This is a genomic window from Sulfitobacter sp. M22, from assembly GCF_021736025.1.
Taxonomy (GTDB): domain Bacteria; phylum Pseudomonadota; class Alphaproteobacteria; order Rhodobacterales; family Rhodobacteraceae; genus Sulfitobacter; species Sulfitobacter litoralis.
In genome coordinates this window covers 2,250,399-2,265,467 of the sequence record NZ_WMEC01000001.1, presented here as the reverse complement: position 1 = coordinate 2,265,467, position 15,069 = coordinate 2,250,399, and the positions used below count along the sequence as shown (strand labels likewise).

At 60.2% G+C, this 15,069-nt stretch carries 17 protein-coding genes; 11 read left to right on the top strand and 6 right to left on the bottom strand.

The features are described from left to right. Positions 1-116: 116 nt before the first annotated feature. Both GLP52_RS11160 and GLP52_RS11155 read right to left on the bottom strand, forming a co-directional pair. Positions 117-1,418 (bottom strand): ammonium transporter, encoded by a 1,302-nt coding sequence (locus GLP52_RS11160; protein ID WP_237272418.1) that lies wholly within the window; start codon positions 1,416-1,418, stop codon positions 117-119. Between the two features lie 25 nt (positions 1,419-1,443). After that, positions 1,444-1,782, bottom strand: coding sequence for a P-II family nitrogen regulator (locus GLP52_RS11155; RefSeq protein WP_005851080.1), 339 nt, complete (start codon positions 1,780-1,782; stop codon positions 1,444-1,446). Between the two features lie 256 nt (positions 1,783-2,038). On the opposite strand from GLP52_RS11155, the gene GLP52_RS11150 reads away from it, so the two are divergent. Next, the gene (locus tag GLP52_RS11150) at positions 2,039-4,222 is read left to right on the top strand and encodes a transglycosylase domain-containing protein (RefSeq protein ID WP_237272417.1); all 2,184 of its coding nucleotides are present in this window, start codon (positions 2,039-2,041) and stop codon (positions 4,220-4,222) included. Positions 4,223-4,360: 138 nt separating this feature from the next. Here GLP52_RS11150 and GLP52_RS11145 read toward each other — a convergent pair whose 3' ends face one another. Then, on the bottom strand, positions 4,361-5,110 hold the full coding sequence (locus GLP52_RS11145) for an MlaA family lipoprotein (RefSeq protein ID WP_237272416.1): 750 nt from the start codon (positions 5,108-5,110) through the stop codon (positions 4,361-4,363). A 191-nt stretch (positions 5,111-5,301) separates the two neighbouring features. Between GLP52_RS11145 and GLP52_RS11140 the strand changes: the two genes are divergently transcribed. The 4 genes from GLP52_RS11140 to GLP52_RS11125 are packed head-to-tail and all read left to right on the top strand — an operon-like array spanning position 5,302 to position 8,064. Beyond that, a complete protein-coding gene (locus GLP52_RS11140; RefSeq protein ID WP_093731552.1) occupies positions 5,302-5,760 on the top strand; it encodes a RidA family protein in 459 nt (152 codons plus the stop codon). Continuing rightward, positions 5,757-6,518: a glycerophosphodiester phosphodiesterase family protein gene (locus tag GLP52_RS11135; RefSeq protein WP_237272415.1), complete on the top strand. Its 762-nt coding sequence runs from the start codon at positions 5,757-5,759 to the stop codon at positions 6,516-6,518. Before GLP52_RS11140 ends, GLP52_RS11135 begins: the two co-directional genes overlap by 4 nt. Before the next feature lie 50 nt (positions 6,519-6,568). Continuing rightward, positions 6,569-7,756 (top strand): GNAT family N-acetyltransferase, encoded by a 1,188-nt coding sequence (locus GLP52_RS11130; RefSeq protein WP_237272414.1) that lies wholly within the window; start codon positions 6,569-6,571, stop codon positions 7,754-7,756. Continuing rightward, complete coding sequence (locus GLP52_RS11125; protein WP_093731549.1) at positions 7,753-8,064, top strand: 4a-hydroxytetrahydrobiopterin dehydratase; 312 nt, start codon at positions 7,753-7,755, stop codon at positions 8,062-8,064. Before GLP52_RS11130 ends, GLP52_RS11125 begins: the two co-directional genes overlap by 4 nt. Positions 8,065-8,150: 86 nt before the next feature. On the opposite strand, the gene GLP52_RS11120 is transcribed toward GLP52_RS11125, so the two are convergent. Continuing rightward, positions 8,151-8,639, bottom strand: a complete 489-nt coding sequence (locus tag GLP52_RS11120) for a peroxiredoxin (RefSeq protein ID WP_138924495.1) — start codon at positions 8,637-8,639, stop codon at positions 8,151-8,153. A gap of 92 nt (positions 8,640-8,731) precedes the next feature. Here GLP52_RS11120 and GLP52_RS11115 point away from each other — a divergent pair, with 92 nt between their 5' ends. The 4 genes from GLP52_RS11115 to pssA all read left to right on the top strand — a co-directional run bounded on the left by GLP52_RS11115 (position 8,732) and on the right by pssA (position 12,003). After that, a complete protein-coding gene (locus GLP52_RS11115) occupies positions 8,732-9,940 on the top strand; it encodes an NAD(P)/FAD-dependent oxidoreductase (RefSeq protein WP_237272413.1) in 1,209 nt (402 codons plus the stop codon). Further along, positions 9,937-10,488, top strand: coding sequence for a 16S rRNA (guanine(966)-N(2))-methyltransferase RsmD (rsmD, locus tag GLP52_RS11110; RefSeq protein ID WP_093731546.1), 552 nt, complete (start codon positions 9,937-9,939; stop codon positions 10,486-10,488). Before GLP52_RS11115 ends, rsmD begins: the two co-directional genes overlap by 4 nt. A 93-nt stretch (positions 10,489-10,581) precedes the next feature. Further along, complete coding sequence (locus GLP52_RS11105; protein ID WP_208596004.1) at positions 10,582-11,241, top strand: phosphatidylserine decarboxylase; 660 nt, start codon at positions 10,582-10,584, stop codon at positions 11,239-11,241. Continuing rightward, positions 11,242-12,003 (top strand): CDP-diacylglycerol--serine O-phosphatidyltransferase, encoded by a 762-nt coding sequence (gene pssA, locus GLP52_RS11100; RefSeq protein ID WP_237272412.1) that lies wholly within the window; start codon positions 11,242-11,244, stop codon positions 12,001-12,003. Between the two features lie 3 nt (positions 12,004-12,006). Here the strand turns inward: pssA and map are convergent, their stop codons facing one another. Both map and sfsA read right to left on the bottom strand, forming a co-directional pair. Next, complete coding sequence (map, locus tag GLP52_RS11095) at positions 12,007-12,822, bottom strand: type I methionyl aminopeptidase (RefSeq protein ID WP_093731543.1); 816 nt, start codon at positions 12,820-12,822, stop codon at positions 12,007-12,009. 34 nt (positions 12,823-12,856) lie between these two features. Then, positions 12,857-13,594 carry a DNA/RNA nuclease SfsA gene (sfsA, locus tag GLP52_RS11090; protein ID WP_093731542.1) on the bottom strand — a complete coding sequence of 246 codons (738 nt, stop codon included), beginning with the start codon at positions 13,592-13,594 and terminating at the stop codon, positions 12,857-12,859. Between the two features lie 46 nt (positions 13,595-13,640). Between sfsA and GLP52_RS11085 the strand changes: the two genes are divergently transcribed. Both GLP52_RS11085 and GLP52_RS11080 read left to right on the top strand, forming a co-directional pair. Further along, positions 13,641-14,360 carry a competence/damage-inducible protein A gene (locus GLP52_RS11085; RefSeq protein ID WP_237272411.1) on the top strand — a complete coding sequence of 240 codons (720 nt, stop codon included), beginning with the start codon at positions 13,641-13,643 and terminating at the stop codon, positions 14,358-14,360. Further along, complete coding sequence (locus GLP52_RS11080) at positions 14,357-15,067, top strand: GNAT family N-acetyltransferase (RefSeq protein WP_237272410.1); 711 nt, start codon at positions 14,357-14,359, stop codon at positions 15,065-15,067. Before GLP52_RS11085 ends, GLP52_RS11080 begins: the two co-directional genes overlap by 4 nt. Positions 15,068-15,069 lie beyond the last annotated feature (2 nt).

Below are 15,069 nucleotides of genomic sequence, written 5' to 3'. Positions count from 1 at the left end.
ATACCTCAGCGCGGCGATTTTTGTTCAAGCGCACAGCGGGTCACACGCAGCCTCGACCCATAGAAAAACCCGGGCGCGAACGCCCGGGCACCTGCCTGCCTGCAGGGGTTTAGGCCTTAGCTCTTCGAGAACTCGGGATAGGCTTCCATGCCCAGTTCGGACACGTCCAGGCCGACGATCTCTGCTTCTTCGCTCACGCGGATGCCGGTGGTGGCTTTCAGGATCATCCAGACGATCAGCGACACGATGAAGACAAAGGCACCGATAGAGGCAAAGCCGATGATCTGTGTCACAAAGGATGTGCCTTCGGTGTAAACCGGCACGACCAAAGTGCCCCAGAAACCCGCCATCAGGTGAACCGGGATCGCACCGACCACGTCATCGATCTTGAGCTTGTCAAGGAAGGGCACTGCGAAGACCACGATCGCACCACCGACAGCACCAATCCAAAGCGCACCAAACAGGGTCGGGTCAAGCGGACCAGCCGTGATGGACACCAGACCGGCAAGCGCGCCGTTCAAGATCATTGTCAGGTCGGGCTTTTTGTACAGCATCTGCGTCAGGACCAGCGCGGCAATGGCACCCGCAGCTGCGGCCATGTTGGTGTTGGCAAAGATTTGCGCAACAGCGTCGGCGTCGATCATCGTTCCCATGGCCAACTGCGAGCCGCCGTTAAAGCCGAACCAACCCAGCCACAGGATGAACGTACCCAAAGTGGCGAGTGGCAGGTTCGAACCCTGCATCGGGATCACACGGCCATCTTTGTACTTGCCGATACGAGGGCCAAGAACCAGCACCCCTGCCAGAGCCGCAAAGCCGCCAGCTGCGTGCACCAAAGTCGAGCCCGCAAAGTCGCTGAAGCCCGCGTCAGACAACCAGCCTGCGCCCCACTGCCAGCTTGCTTCGATTGGATAGATAAAGCCGGTCAGCACAACGGTGAAGATCAAGAAGGGCCACAGCTTAATACGCTCGGCCAAGGTGCCCGAAACGATGGATGCGGTGGTCGCGCAGAACATCAGCTGGAAGAAGAAGTCAGACGCGTTGGAATAGCCGCCCGCGTCAATCGCCGTCTTGATGTCCTTGGTGGCAAAGGTGCCGAACACGCCGGGAATGATCCATGCGTCGCCGGGGTACATGATGTTATAGCCCACCAGCCAGTACAGAATGGCCGCCAGCGCAAACAGCGCGATGTTCTTGGTCAGCTGTGTGGTCACGTTCTTGGACCGCACCAAGCCCGCTTCGAGCATGGCAAAACCCGCCGCCATCCAGAACACCAGAAAGCCGCCGATCAGGAAAAGGATCGTGTTGAAAATAAATGCAGTGTCAGCCGCGGTTGCATATTCGGCCTCCTGCGCGAAGCCCAAGGACGGCAGCAGCGTGGCTGCGGCGGCAAGGGGGATAAGAAGTCGTGATGTCATGTCGTCAATTCCTCGGACGTGGGGGTCAGATGGCATCTTCGCCGGTTTCGCCAGTGCGCACGCGCACGGCCTGTTCAACGTCGAGCACAAAGATTTTGCCGTCGCCGATTTTGCCGGTATGCGCGGTGCGGGTGATTGTCTCGACCATCTGGTCGGCCAACGCGTCTGCGACCACCAGCTCGAGCTTCACCTTGGGCACGAAGTTCACGACATATTCAGCGCCGCGGTAAATTTCGGTGTGGCCGGACTGGGCACCAAAGCCCTTGATCTCGGTCACCATCAGGCCGCGCACGCCCGCTTCGGTCAGTGCTTCACGCACTTCCTCGAGCTTGAACGGCTTGATTGTTGCGATAATGAGTTTCACCTATAATCCCTCTTTCAGATGGCAGGTATCTCCTGCGGTATGCCTTGAACAAAAGACCGGCCGGTGGCCCTTGAAGGAAGGGTTCATCGCGCTTAGTCCCCCTGGTGCAAGGCGCGGATGCGTAATTGTTGGGCGTATCGAGGCGGAGTGCCTGATTATTGTGCGTTAATTAGGTGGCACAAAGCGGCGTCGACGCTAAACAAACCGCGCTCTTCGGGATAGAGTGCGAAAAAAAGAACGGTTCAGTGAGCAGTATATGAGTGATTCATCCAAACGGAAGCGGCCCTTGGTTGCCGACAAGCGCACTGCGGGCAAAGGCGGCAATTCGCCCCGCAAACCCGTTGCGAAAAAGGCCTCTGCCAAACGTAAGCCCGCGCGGCGCACCCCCGCGCGCCCCAAGGGGCCGATCGGTTGGCTGGCTGCATTGGTGCGGTGGGTGTTCCGTTTGATCTGGACGATCGTCTGGCGTGTGACGGCTGTCGCCGTGCTGATGGTGGCACTTGCTGTTGGCTATTTCTACACCACGCTGCCCCCGCTCGAGGCGTTGCTGGACGGGCGCGCCCGCGGGTCTGTCACGCTCAAGGATCGCTATGGTGATGTCTTTGCGTGGCGTGGCGATCAGTTCGGCGGGATCGTGACCGCCGAAAGCGTATCGCCTGCGTTGAAAAACGCGGTCATCGCAACCGAAGATAAACGGTTCTACAAGCACTTTGGTATCAGCCCGCGCGGCATCGCGTCTGCGGTCAAGATCAACCTGAGCGAAGGGCGTGGGCCGTTGTCGGGCCACGGCGGGTCAACGATTACGCAACAGGTCGCCAAGCTGCTGTGTCTGGGTGAACCCTATGATGCCACGTCGGGGCAAACGGAAAAAGAATACGAATCCGAATGCCGCCGGTCCTCGCTGTCGCGCAAGGGCAAAGAGGCGCTGTTTTCCATGGCGATGGAGGCAAAGTACTCCAAGAATGACATCCTCTCTATCTATCTGAACCGGGCCTATATGGGCGGCGGTGCGTTCGGGGCCGAAGCTGCCGCACAGCGTTTCTTTGGCAAACCGGCGGCGGCGTTGAAGCCTGCCGAGGGCGCGATGCTTGCAGGGCTGTTGACGGCCCCGACCACGCTGTCACCCACCAATAACCTTGATCGTTCCCAAAGCCGCGCGGCCACCGTGATCCGTTTGATGGAAGATCAGGGCTATCTGAGTAAGGCCGAGGCGGATAACGCCATCGCCAACCCCGCAGAGCTGTCAGAGGCCGCGGAGGCCGAAGCGGGCGGGTATTTCGCTGATTGGGTAATGTCGTCCGGCCCCGAGTTCTTTACCCGCAACACCACCGAAGATGTGGTGATAAAAACCACGCTGGACCAGAAGATCCAACGCGCCGCCGAAGAGGGGCTCAGCTGGGTTTTTGAAAATCAGGTGCGTGACGGGTCCAAGGCGCAAGCCGCTGTGGTGATCATGTCTGCAGATGGTGCCGTGCGCGGTATGGTTGGCGGGCGCAAGACCAAGGTTGCGGGTGCCTTTAACCGCGCCACCCAAGCGATGCGCCAGACCGGGTCCGCGTTCAAACCCTTTATCTATGCCGCCGCCCTGGATCTGGGCTATTCCCCGAATGATCTGATTGACGACGCGCCTTATTGTTTGAACATCCCCGGGTCAGGCGAGTGGTGCCCCAAGAACTATACCAATAGGTTTAAGGGGAATGTGACCCTGACCAATGCCCTGAAGGATTCGCTTAACATTCCGGCCGTCAAAGTATCCGAAAGCGTCGGGCGTGATCTGGTCAGCGAAGTGGCAGAGCAGTTCGGGATCAAAAGCGATCTTGCTGCCGGTCCTGCACTGGCGCTTGGCGCCTCCGAAAGCACGCTGCTCGAAATGACGGGGGCTTATGCGGGCATCCTGAACGGCGGGTCTTCGGTTAAACCTTACGGTTTGCTTGATCTGACGTTGCAGGGGGATAGCGAACCGGTGATGGGCACCGGCGGTGGTATCGGTGAGCGGGTCATTCAAGAAGATGCCGCCCTGAAGCTGGTCTATATGATGGAAAAAGTCGTGTCCGAGGGGACCGGTCAGCGGGCACAGTTCGGTGGGCGCGAGCTGGCTGGTAAAACCGGTACGACACAGGCCAACCGTGATGCGTGGTTCATCGGCTTTTCGGCTGATTACGTGGCCGGTGTCTGGATGGGGTATGACGACAACACACCTTTGACAGGCGTATCGGGGGGTGGGTTGCCGACCGAGATCTGGAAGCAGGTCATGGTGCGGGTGCACGAAGGCTTACCCAACACGCCGCTGCCGATGATTGTGCCCGAACCGCCTGTGGTTCAGGCACCGCCGCCGCAACCACAACAGCCCCAACAACCGCAGCAGCCGCAGCGCCTACCGCGTCAGGACAACCCGCTGGGGGTTATCGACAGGGTGCTCCGCGATATCTTTGGCGGGTAACGGGCACATGCCTCTCTTCAGGGGACACTGAAACGAAAGAAGGGAGGCCGGAACGATCCGGCCTCCCTTCTAGATTCTATATTACGGCTTGGCGGCTAGCACCGGCTGTCAGCCCGAACGCCCTCGCGGACAGCTACCTTAGTTGGTGCTGCGCGGGCCGGTCGTGGCGGCGATGCTGGTCGGGCGCGCCAGATCCGCACGGCGCTGTTGCAGATACTCTTGACGCGCTTGAGCATAGCTGTCGCCCGCAGCTGACATAGGCACCTGCTCGCCATTCACGATACGGCGGTTCTTTTCAAACACGCTATCGGCATAGCCGGTGACGGTGCCCACGTATTTCTCGGGGCTATCGAGCGTATAGGACAGTGGGTTGGTGAACAGATCCACCACGCGACCGGCGGTGTCACGGCGGGTCGACGGACCAAGCACCGGCAGTTCGTAGTAGGGGCCTTCGCCCACACCCCAGACATACAGCGTTTCGCCAAAATCCGTATCATGCTCGGGGACTTTGAAGTCGGATGCCACGTCAAAGAGGCCACCCATACCCAGCGTGCTGTTCACCAAAAAGCGGTATGTCGCCAAACCGAAGCCCGCAAAGTCGGCTTGCAAGGCGCTGTTCACGGCGGCCTGTGGCATCGACAGGTTTTCAGACACGTTGTGAATGACAGACTGGAACTCGGTCGGGACCGCAGCCGCCACGCGGTTCGGTTTGCCAGAGGCGCTGATCTTTTGATTGAGCGCATGTATCTTGCGGTTGCTAGGCTCGTGCGGGTCATTGATCCCGGCTGGCTGGGTGCGCGAGGCACCGCTACAGGCCGCAAGGCCCGCAACCAAAGTGACACCCGCAAGGGCGCGCAGCGATGTGGAGAGGGTCGTGGCCTTAATCATGGTAAAAATCCCGAAAACACGTGAAAAACATGTTTTGTTATGCGCAGCATGACGGAATTACGCAACATGAGTCTCCTTGGTCGCCCCCGTGTTGCTGGCAGGTGTTGCCGTTCGTCCCTCTTGGCCCTTTTCGTTTGCGTATCGCAGCGCTATCGTCCGGCCAATGACCACTCATTTCAAGGAAGCCCCCCATGAGCATCACCAGCCGTTTAAACGATCTTGGCGTTACCCTGCCTGACGCGCCGGCCCCCGCGGCGAACTATGTGCCCTTTGTGGTCACCGGAAACACGGTTTATGTGTCGGGGCAGATCTCGAACGGGCCGGACGGGTTCATCACGGGCAAACTGGGTGCAGATATGGACGTGGCCGCCGGTGCCGAAGCGGCCAAGACATGCGCGATCAGCTTGCTGGCGCAAGTCCAAGCAGCCTGTGGCGGCGATATCGAGCGGCTCAAGCGGGTGGTCAAGCTGACGGCGTTTGTGAACTCCACCGCCGATTTCACCGATCAGCCCAAAGTGGTTAACGGTGCCTCCGATTTTCTGGTCGAAGCCTTGGGCGACGCGGGCCGTCATGCACGCTCGGCAGTCTCTGCAGCGTCCTTGCCGCTGGGTGTCGCGGTCGAAATCGAAGGCATCTTTGAAATCGAATGACCCTACCCGAGGCGTTCTATACGATCCCTATAGCGCATCGCGGTTTTCATCACCGCGATGCCGGTTGGCCCGAAAACAGTTTTGCCGCGTTTCAAGCAGCGATGGATCGCGGATACGGGATCGAACTTGACGTGCAGCTGTCGCGCGACGGTGTGGCGCTGGTGTTTCATGATTACGCGCTGGACCGTCTGACGGCCCAGACCGGAGCCCTCCGGCAGTGCGATGCGGATGACCTGTGCCAAATTACGCTGACCGGCGGCAGCGACACCATTCCCACCTTGCCGCAGGTACTGGCGCTGGTCGCGGGGCGCGTGCCCTTGCTGATCGAGATCAAGGATCAGGACGGTGCCATGGGCAAAGATATCGGCCCGCTAGAGCAAGCGACGGCAGATGCGCTGCGGGGCTACGGTGGTGATGTCGCCGTCATGTCGTTCAACCCCAACAGCGTTGCGCGCATGGCTGACCTGCTGCCGGATGTGCCGCGCGGTTTGGTGACCAGCGCCTATCGCTATGTCGAATGGCCGCTGCCCAAAGCCACCTGTGACCACCTGCGCGAGATCCCTGATTACGACCGCACAGGGGCCTGTTTTATCAGCCATGAGGTCGACGACCTGCCCCGCCCCCGCGTGGCAGAGCTGCGCGAGGCAGGTGCCATGATCTGCTGCTGGACGGTGCGCAGTCTATCGGTCGAAAACGGCGCGCGCGAATTTGCGCATAATATCACCTTCGAAGGCTATGACGCGCCGCTGCAAGGTTGAACCGTCCGGCTTTGGCCACAGATAAGGACTATGACAACGGGACACCCAGAATGAACGCGCGCGACGTCGAAATCAGAATTGCTTCGGGCATCGCGCAAATTGGTCAGGACGCGTGGGACGCATGTGCCTGCTCCGAGGTCGCAGCAGGGGGGCGCCCTGCGGACCCTTTCACCACTTATCGCTTCCTGTCGGCGCTAGAGGAAAGCGGCAGTGTCGGCCCCGGCACAGGCTGGCAGCCCCAGTACCTCAGTGCCGTTATCCACGGGCAGGTCATCGCGGTCGCCCCGATGTACGCCAAGTCGCATAGTCAGGGGGAATACATCTTTGATCACAGCTGGGCCCATGCGTTCGAACGCGCCGGCGGGCGCTATTACCCCAAGCTGCAGATCGCCGTGCCTCACACTCCCGCCACGGGCCGCCGGTTCCTAACGCGTCCGGGGTTCGAAGAGACGGGCACCGCAGCGCTCATCCAAGGCGCGGTCCAGCTGACCGATTCCAATGGGCTGTCATCGCTTCACATTACCTTTTGCACCAAGTCAGAGGCGTCAGCAGCCGAGCAGCTGGGCCTGTTGACCCGCAAAAGCCAGCAGTTCCATTGGCACAATCACGGGTTCGCAGATTTCGACGGTTTCCTTGACACGCTCAGCTCGCGCAAGCGCAAGAACATCCGCAAGGAACGCCAGCAGGCGCAGGCGTTCGGCGGCGAGATAGAGGTGTTCACCGGCGATGACCTGCGTCCTGAACATTGGGATGCCTTCTGGCGGTTCTATCAGGACACCGGCGCGCGCAAATGGGGCACGCCTTATCTGACGCGCGCCTTCTTTGACATTGCCCAAGATCAGCTGCGCGACGACATCGCGTTGGTGCTGGCCAAGCGGGACGGTGAGTGGGTGGCGGGGGCGCTGAACTTTATCGGTGCCGATGCGCTATATGGGCGTTACTGGGGCTGCAGCGAACATCACCCGTTCCTGCACTTTGAATTGTGCTATTATCAGGCCATCGATATCGCGATCAAACTGGGCCTGTCCACGGTAGAGGCAGGGGCGCAGGGTGAACACAAGCTGGCGCGCGGTTACCTGCCAAAGGCGACGTGGTCGCTCCATTGGATGCGCGACGAGGGTTTTATGCGGGCCGTTCAAGACTATCTTGTACAGGAACGGGCAGCCGTTGACGAAGAGATAGATATTTTGACAGATTACGGCCCGTTCAAAAGGGTCGAGGTTGAGGAACAGGAATGAGCGAAAGATTAAGCGAAGAGACGCGCAAAACCGTATTGGCACCCTTGTTCAGTACAGGCTGGGCCATGGTGGATGACCGCGACGCCATCGTCAAAACATTCAAGTTCAATGATTTCGCGGATGCGTTCGGCTGGATGACCCGCGCGGCGATCTGGGCCGAAAAGTGGAACCACCACCCAGAGTGGGAGAACGTCTATAACAAGGTCATCGTCACCCTGACGACCCATGACGTTGATGGCCTAAGCTCGCTCGACGCCAAGCTGGCGCGCAAGATGGACGGGCTGATGGGCGAGGTCAAAGCGGGCTGAGGCACAGTTGACCGTCGTATATCCAAAGAAAAACGCAGCCCCGGTGCACCCGCGGCTGCGTTTTTCGTTTTCAGGGGCGGGCAGGATTACATGTTGTCCAGCAGCGCTTCACCGCCCGACATATCGCAGACACCGGCTTGCACTTCGGCTTGGAACAGCGTGACCTTGCCATCATCCACTAGCATCGCATAGCGTTTGGAGCGCGAGATCAGGCCCGCGGGCTCGGCCGAGAATTCCATGCCGATGGCTTTGGTAAAGGCGCTGCTGGCATCGGCCAGCATGGTGATGCCCGCCGCTGTCGCGCCGGTTGACTCACCCCAAGCCGCCATAACGAAAGGGTCGTTGCATGATACGCAGATGATCTCGTCCACGCCCTTGGCGTCGAACTGGTCTTTGGTGCGCACAAAGCTGGGCACATGCGCGGAATCACAGGTCGGTGTATAGGCACCGGGCACGGCAAAGACGACGACCTTGCGGCCCTTTAGCTTGTCAGCCATCTGCACAGGCTTTGGGCCGTCCGGCCCCATTTGCACCAGCGTTGCGTCGGGCAGCGTGTCGCCTTGGGAAATCGTCATATGCGAGACCTTTCGTGTCATTGCGTTTGTCTTCAAGGAAGATATAGGCTTTGCACGCAGGCAGGAACACGGTTTTTTCGAAAGGGGCTAGGATGGGTCATGTGGTGGTGATCGGGGCAGGGCAGGCGGGGTCATCCTGTGTGGCTAAGCTGCGCAACTCCGGCTTTGAAGGGAAAATCACGTTGATCGGCGCGGAGACCGTGCCCCCTTACCAACGCCCCCCCCTGTCCAAAGCCTATCTGTTGGGCGACATGGCGCTTGAACGGCTCTATCTGCGGCCCGAAAGCTTTTATCCCGATCACGGTATCGACCTGATGCTGGGCACCACTGTCGACAGCATCGATCCGGCAGCGCAGACCATTCGGGTGAACGGCGGGGACATGCCCTATGATGATCTGGTGCTGACCACCGGATCGTTCCCGCGCCGCCTGCCTGCCCGCATCGGGGGCGATCTGGAGGGCGTGCATATGGTACGCGACCTAACGGACGTCGATACGATGGGGCCGCGCTTTACCAAAGGCGCGCGGGTGCTGATCGTCGGTGGTGGCTATATCGGGCTAGAGGCGGCCTCGGTTGCGGCCAAGCTGGGGTTGCAGGTGACACTGGTAGAAATGGGCGACCGCATCTTGCAACGGGTTGCAGCGCCGCAGACCTCTAACTTTTTCCGCGACCTTCATGCCGCGCATGGGGTGACCATCCACGAGGGCGTTGGTCTGGAACGTTTGATAGGCGATACCCATGTCACCGGCGCGCAGCTGTCGGACGGGTCTGAACTTGCGGTGGATTTTGTGATTGTCGGCGTTGGTATCGGGGCTGCAACAGCGCTGGCCGATGCGGCAGGCATTGTGAATGACAACGGGATCATGACGGACACGCACGGCCGCACCTCTGCGCCGCATGTCTGGGCCGCGGGCGATTGCGCGTCCTTCCCCTATCGCAGCGGGCGCATCCGGTTGGAATCTGTGCCACACGCCATCGATCAGGCTGAACTGGTGGCAGAGAATATCATGGGTGCGGATAAGGAATATGTCGCAAAGCCGTGGTTCTGGTCCGACCAATATGACGTGAAACTGCAGATCGCAGGGCTGAACATGGGCTATGACCGTGTCATCACCCGCCGCACCGATGCCGATAGTGTGGCCTTTTGGTACTATCGCGGGGACGAACTGCTGGCGGTGGACGCGATGAACGATCCGCGCGGGTTCATGATCGGGCGCCGGTTGATCGAGGCGGGCAAATCCCCCGCGCCCGCGCTGATCGAAGACCCCGCCACAGACATGAAAGCGCTGCTGAAATCATGAGGATCATCGCCGGCAAACACCGTGGTACGCAGCTGGCTGATGTGGGCAAGGGCGACACCGAAGCGCATTTGCGCCCCACCTCTGATCGTGTGCGCGAGAGCCTGTTTTCGATGCTGACCCATCACAACGTCATCAACGGCGCGCGGGTGCTGGACCTGTTCGCAGGGACGGGTGCCTTGGGCCTAGAGGCGCTGTCGCGTGGCGCCCGCGAAGTCGTGTTCATCGAGAACGGGCGCGTCGGGCAAAAGCTGATCACCGAGAACATCAAAAAGCTGCGGGTCGAGGGTGAAACGACGCTGATGCGGTCGGATGCGACAGCGCTTGGCGACTGGATCGCGGCACCGTTCGATCTGGTCTTTCTTGACCCGCCCTATGGCAAAGGCATGGGGCAGGCCGCGTTGATCAAGGCGCGTGCAGGCGGCTGGTTGACCCCCAGTGCCATGATCGTCTGCGAGGAAAACGCCCCGCTTGATCCGCCCCCAGGGTTCACCCGCGAGGACAAGCGCAAATATGGCGACACATGGATCACGCTGCTGACACCTAAGTAGCCGACAGGTCCGCTGCTAGATGCCGCTTTGCATTCGGAGCGCTGCGGCCTATGTGCTACACAAAGACCTAAAGGAAAGTAGACCGCCATGAGCCTGAGCATGACCAGCACCTTCATCAAGCCGATGCACCCCGAGGGGCGCAAGTTCGTGGCTATCTTTGCGGCGATCACGGTGGTGCTTTTCATCATCGCTGAACCTCTGGGGTGGCTGGGTGTCGGCGCAACCGTGTGGTGCTACTACTTTTTCCGCGACCCAGAACGTGTGACACCCAAGGGCGACCACCTTGTCATCAGCCCTGCCGATGGTATCGTGTCCCTGATCGAACCTGCCGTGCCACCCGCAGAGCTGGGGATGGCAGACACCCCCCTGACGCGGGTCAGCGTGTTCATGAACGTGTTTAACTGCCACGTGAACCGCGCGCCCGTCGCAGGCGAGATCACCGAAATCGCTTATCGCCCCGGCAAGTTTTTCAACGCCTCGCTGGACAAGGCGAGCGAGGATAACGAACGTAACAGCCTGCGCATCAAAATGGCCGATGGCCGCGAGGTGGCAGCCGTGCAAATCGCCGGGCTGGTGGCGCGCCGTATCGTGTGCTTCACCAAGAAGGGCGCGCATACGCAGGCGGGGCAGCGCTTTGGCCTGATCCGCTTTGGCTCGCGTGTTGATGTCTATCTGCCCGAAGGTGTCACCCCGCGCGTCAGCATCGGACAAACCATGGTCGCAGGCGAAACCGTTCTGGCGGAGCTTTCCTAAATGACAGATCAACCCCCCGTCGCACCCGATAAAGTGAAGACCGAATTTTCGCTGCTGCAGCTGTTACCTAACATGCTGACCATTGCCGCGATCTGTGCAGGTATTTCGGCTATCCGGTTTGCCGCCGAGGGGAATTTTGCGCTGGCCGTCGCATTGATTACGCTGGCCAGCATCCTTGACGGCATGGACGGAAGCACTGCGCGCTATCTGGGCAGCAACAGCAAGATCGGTGCCGAACTGGATAGTCTCGCGGATTTCGTGAACTTTGGCGTCGCACCGCCCTTGGTGGTGTATTTCTGGGGGCTGCAGGATTTCTACCGCGCGGGCTGGCTTAGTGTGCTGGTCTTTGCGATTTGCTGCGTGATGCGACTGGCGCGGTTCAACGTGGATTCGCGGACCAAAGACCCGCTGGACGACGGTGGCTATTTCACCGGCGTGCCATCGCCTGCAGGCGCGATGCTGGTGATGTTGCCGATATACCTGCCCTATGCCTTTGGCCCCGGTGCTGCGATGCCGGATGCGTTGACGTGCCTCTATATCGTGCTGGTCGGCTGGGTCATGGTCAGCCGCATCCCGACATGGTCGTTAAAGTCGGTTAGCTTTTCGCGGACCAACGTGACCTATTTCCTGATCTTCTTTACCGGCTTCATCGCCTGTCTTGTCAGCTTTCCTTGGGCCACCTTAGTGATCTGCTGCTTTGCCTATGCGGGCAGCGTGTTGTGGGCCGTGATCGAGCTTGAGCTCGCCAAGCGCCGGGGCTGAAAATCAGCCCTGGCTATAGGTCGGGTGGAACATGCCGCCGGGGGATTGGGTAAAGATCTCGCAGCCGGTTTCCGTCACGCCAATCGAATGTTCAAACTGCGCTGACAGAGATTTGTCGCGGGTCACGGCTGTCCAGTCATCGGCCAGTACCTTGGTTTCGGCGCGGCCCAGATTGACCATCGGTTCGATGGTAAAGAACATGCCGGGCTCTAGCACCGCACCGGTGCCGGGGCGGCCATAGTGCAGTACGTTTGGCGGGGCATGGAAAACGCGCCCCAGCCCGTGACCGCAAAAATCAGTGACAACGCTCATCCGGTGGGATTCCGCAAAGGTCTGGATCGCGTGACCGATGTCGCCAAAAGTGTTGCCGGGTTTCACGACCTCTATGCCGCGCATCAGTGCGTCATGGGTGATATTAATCAACCGCTCTGACTTGCGCGACAGCTTGCCTGCGACATACATCCGCGAGGTATCGCCAAACCAGCCATCGACGATCACGGTGACGTCGATGTTCAGAATGTCGCCATCCTTGAGCTTTTTGTCACCTGGGATGCCGTGGCACACGACGTGGTTCAAAGAGATGCAGCTGGCGTGCTGATAGCCTTTGTACCCGATGGTGGCCGATTTCGCGCCTGCGTCTTCGACCATCTGCGTGATGACGCCGTCGATGGCACCCGTGGTCTGCCCGACAAAGACATGTTCGGCAATATCATCAAGGATTTGCGCCGCCAGCTTGCCCGCCGCGTGCATCCCCGCGAAATCCGAGGGGTCGTAAATGCGAATGCCATCTTTGGTCTGGCGTCCTCGGTGTTCGTTCATCACCGCTGTCTCCGTCATATGAATTTGGTGTTGTCTAACCCGCTTGGTTCCCAAGAACCAGTGCAGGCGGGTCGATTAGGGGGATTGTACCTGCAACGCTGACCCCTTGGGGGCTGATATGGGTGCCAATGACATGGGTTTCCAGTCCGGCGGCACGGGCGTCGGCAAAGGCCGCCGCATAAGCGGGGTCAATGTCGGCAGCCACGCAAAAGGTGCCGCAATCGGTACGCTGCACCAGATAAAGCAGCACCGCGCGGTGCCCGTCACGCGCCATCTGCGCCAGTTCGCCCAGATGCTTGGTGCCGCGTTTGGTCACGCTATCGGGGAATTCGACCAAACCGTCGGTACGTGACAGGGTGGCAGACTTTACCTCGACATAGGCGTCGGGCAGACCGGTTTCGGTCAGCAGAAAGTCGATGCGCGAGTTTTCACCGTATTTCACCTCGGGCCGCACGGTGGTGTAGCCGGCAAAGGGGGCGATCTGCCGATCCATCAATGCGGCCTTGATCGCGCGGTTCGGCAGCGCGGTATCGACGCCGGTGAAATGCCCGTTTTCATGGTCAACCAGCCGCCAGCCATAGGTCAGCTTGCGCTTGGGGTCATCATTGGGCTCGAGCCAGATTTTCATACCGGGAGTCGCCAAACCCATCATTGACCCGGGGTTGGCGCAATGGGCCGTCACCTCGGTGCCGTCCTCTAGCTGGCAATCGGCCAGAAACCGTTTGTAGCGGCGGATCAGGCGGGCGGGGACAAGTTCGGTTTGAAAGCGCATGGGGTGTGACCTATACCTCAATCAACGGCCCCTCAAGGAGACAGCCATGCCCAATCCCACTGCTGCGATGATCGTCATCGGCGATGAAATCCTGTCGGGGCGCACCCGCGATTCAAACATGCACCATCTGGCGGGGCAGCTGACCAGCGTCGGGATCGACCTGAAAGAAGTCCGTGTGGTGGGCGACGAGAACGGCACCATCATCGCCGCGGTGCAGGAACTGTCGCGGGTCTATGGCAGCGTGTTCACCAGTGGCGGCATCGGGCCGACCCATGATGACATCACCGCTGATTGCATTGCCGCTGCTTTCAACAAAAATATCGATGTGCGCGAGGATGCCCGCGCCATACTGGCCGAACACTATGCCAAAAGCGCAACCGAGCTGAACACCGCCCGCCTGCGCATGGCGCGTATCCCTGACGATGCCACTCTGATTGATAACCCTGTGTCCGCCGCACCGGGGTTCAAGCTGGAGAACGTCTATGTCATGGCCGGTGTCCCCTCCGTGTTCGAAGCGATGGTTGCCAGCGTTTTACCGACGCTGACCGGTGGTGCGCCGCTGATCAGCGCCACCCATCGGATCGAACGGGGCGAGGGTGACATCGCCGGACCGTTGGGGGAACTGGCAACGGCCTATCCGACCCTCGCCATCGGGTCCTATCCGTTCCAGAAAGACGGAAAATACGGCGCGCATATCGTGATCCGTGGCAATGATCAGGCCGAGATCGACGCGGCCATTGCCGACCTTGCAAAGGTGTTCCCATGACCGATCTGTCCCAGCTCTATCACGTCATTGACCACACCTGGCCCGCGGCGAAAATCTGGACTGAAACAGGTTGGACCCTGCGCGACGGGCAGGGCGGAGGCAAACGCGTCTCTGCCGCGACGATGGCCGAACCGAATGCCGATATCGGTCAGGCCGAGGCCGCGATGCGCGCCATGGACCAGCGGCCCATTTTCATGATCCGAGACAGCGACGACACGTTAGACGCAGAGCTTGCCGCGCGTGGGTATGACATTGTCGATCCGGTGAACCTCTATGTGGCCCCTGTGGGCAAGCTGACCGATGTGCCGATGCCGCGTGTGACCGCGTTCCAGATATGGGAACCGCTGGCCATCATGACCGAGATTTGGGCCAAGGGCGGCGTCGGCCCCGAACGGATCAACGTGATGCACCGCGCCGCGACCAAAACCGCGATCCTGACCCGCTGGAATGAGATGCCCGGTGGCGTGGCCTTTGCCGCACTGCATGACGGGGTGTGCATGGTCCATGCGGTCGAGGTGCTGGAACACCAGCGCGGGCAGGGCGTCGCCAAATGGCTGATGCGCAGCGCCGGTTTCTGGGCGCAGGCGCAGGGAGCGACGCAGGTGGCGGTTCTTTGCACAAAGGCGAACGCGGCCGCGAACCGCCTGTATCAAGGACTGGGCTTTGATCTGGTAGGCCACTATCATTACCGTCAATCCCCTGACTAAAG

Excerpts from the sequence above, each read along its gene's own strand:
- GLP52_RS11160 (WP_237272418.1), bottom strand. The coding sequence starts at position 1,418 with ATGACATCACGACTTCTTATCCCCCTTGCCGCCGCAGCCACGCTGCTG.
- GLP52_RS11150 (WP_237272417.1), top strand. The coding sequence starts at position 2,039 with ATGAGTGATTCATCCAAACGGAAGCGGCCCTTGGTTGCCGACAAGCGC.
- GLP52_RS11145 (WP_237272416.1), bottom strand. The coding sequence starts at position 5,110 with ATGATTAAGGCCACGACCCTCTCCACATCGCTGCGCGCCCTTGCGGGT.
- GLP52_RS11140 (WP_093731552.1), top strand. The coding sequence starts at position 5,302 with ATGAGCATCACCAGCCGTTTAAACGATCTTGGCGTTACCCTGCCTGAC.
- GLP52_RS11135 (WP_237272415.1), top strand. The coding sequence starts at position 5,757 with ATGACCCTACCCGAGGCGTTCTATACGATCCCTATAGCGCATCGCGGT.
- GLP52_RS11130 (WP_237272414.1), top strand. The coding sequence starts at position 6,569 with ATGAACGCGCGCGACGTCGAAATCAGAATTGCTTCGGGCATCGCGCAA.
- GLP52_RS11125 (WP_093731549.1), top strand. The coding sequence starts at position 7,753 with ATGAGCGAAAGATTAAGCGAAGAGACGCGCAAAACCGTATTGGCACCC.
- GLP52_RS11120 (WP_138924495.1), bottom strand. The coding sequence starts at position 8,639 with ATGACGATTTCCCAAGGCGACACGCTGCCCGACGCAACGCTGGTGCAA.
- GLP52_RS11115 (WP_237272413.1), top strand. The coding sequence starts at position 8,732 with ATGGGTCATGTGGTGGTGATCGGGGCAGGGCAGGCGGGGTCATCCTGT.
- rsmD (WP_093731546.1), top strand. The coding sequence starts at position 9,937 with ATGAGGATCATCGCCGGCAAACACCGTGGTACGCAGCTGGCTGATGTG.
- pssA (WP_237272412.1), top strand. The coding sequence starts at position 11,242 with ATGACAGATCAACCCCCCGTCGCACCCGATAAAGTGAAGACCGAATTT.
- map (WP_093731543.1), bottom strand. The coding sequence starts at position 12,822 with ATGAACGAACACCGAGGACGCCAGACCAAAGATGGCATTCGCATTTAC.
- sfsA (WP_093731542.1), bottom strand. The coding sequence starts at position 13,594 with ATGCGCTTTCAAACCGAACTTGTCCCCGCCCGCCTGATCCGCCGCTAC.
- GLP52_RS11085 (WP_237272411.1), top strand. The coding sequence starts at position 13,641 with ATGCCCAATCCCACTGCTGCGATGATCGTCATCGGCGATGAAATCCTG.
- GLP52_RS11080 (WP_237272410.1), top strand. The coding sequence starts at position 14,357 with ATGACCGATCTGTCCCAGCTCTATCACGTCATTGACCACACCTGGCCC.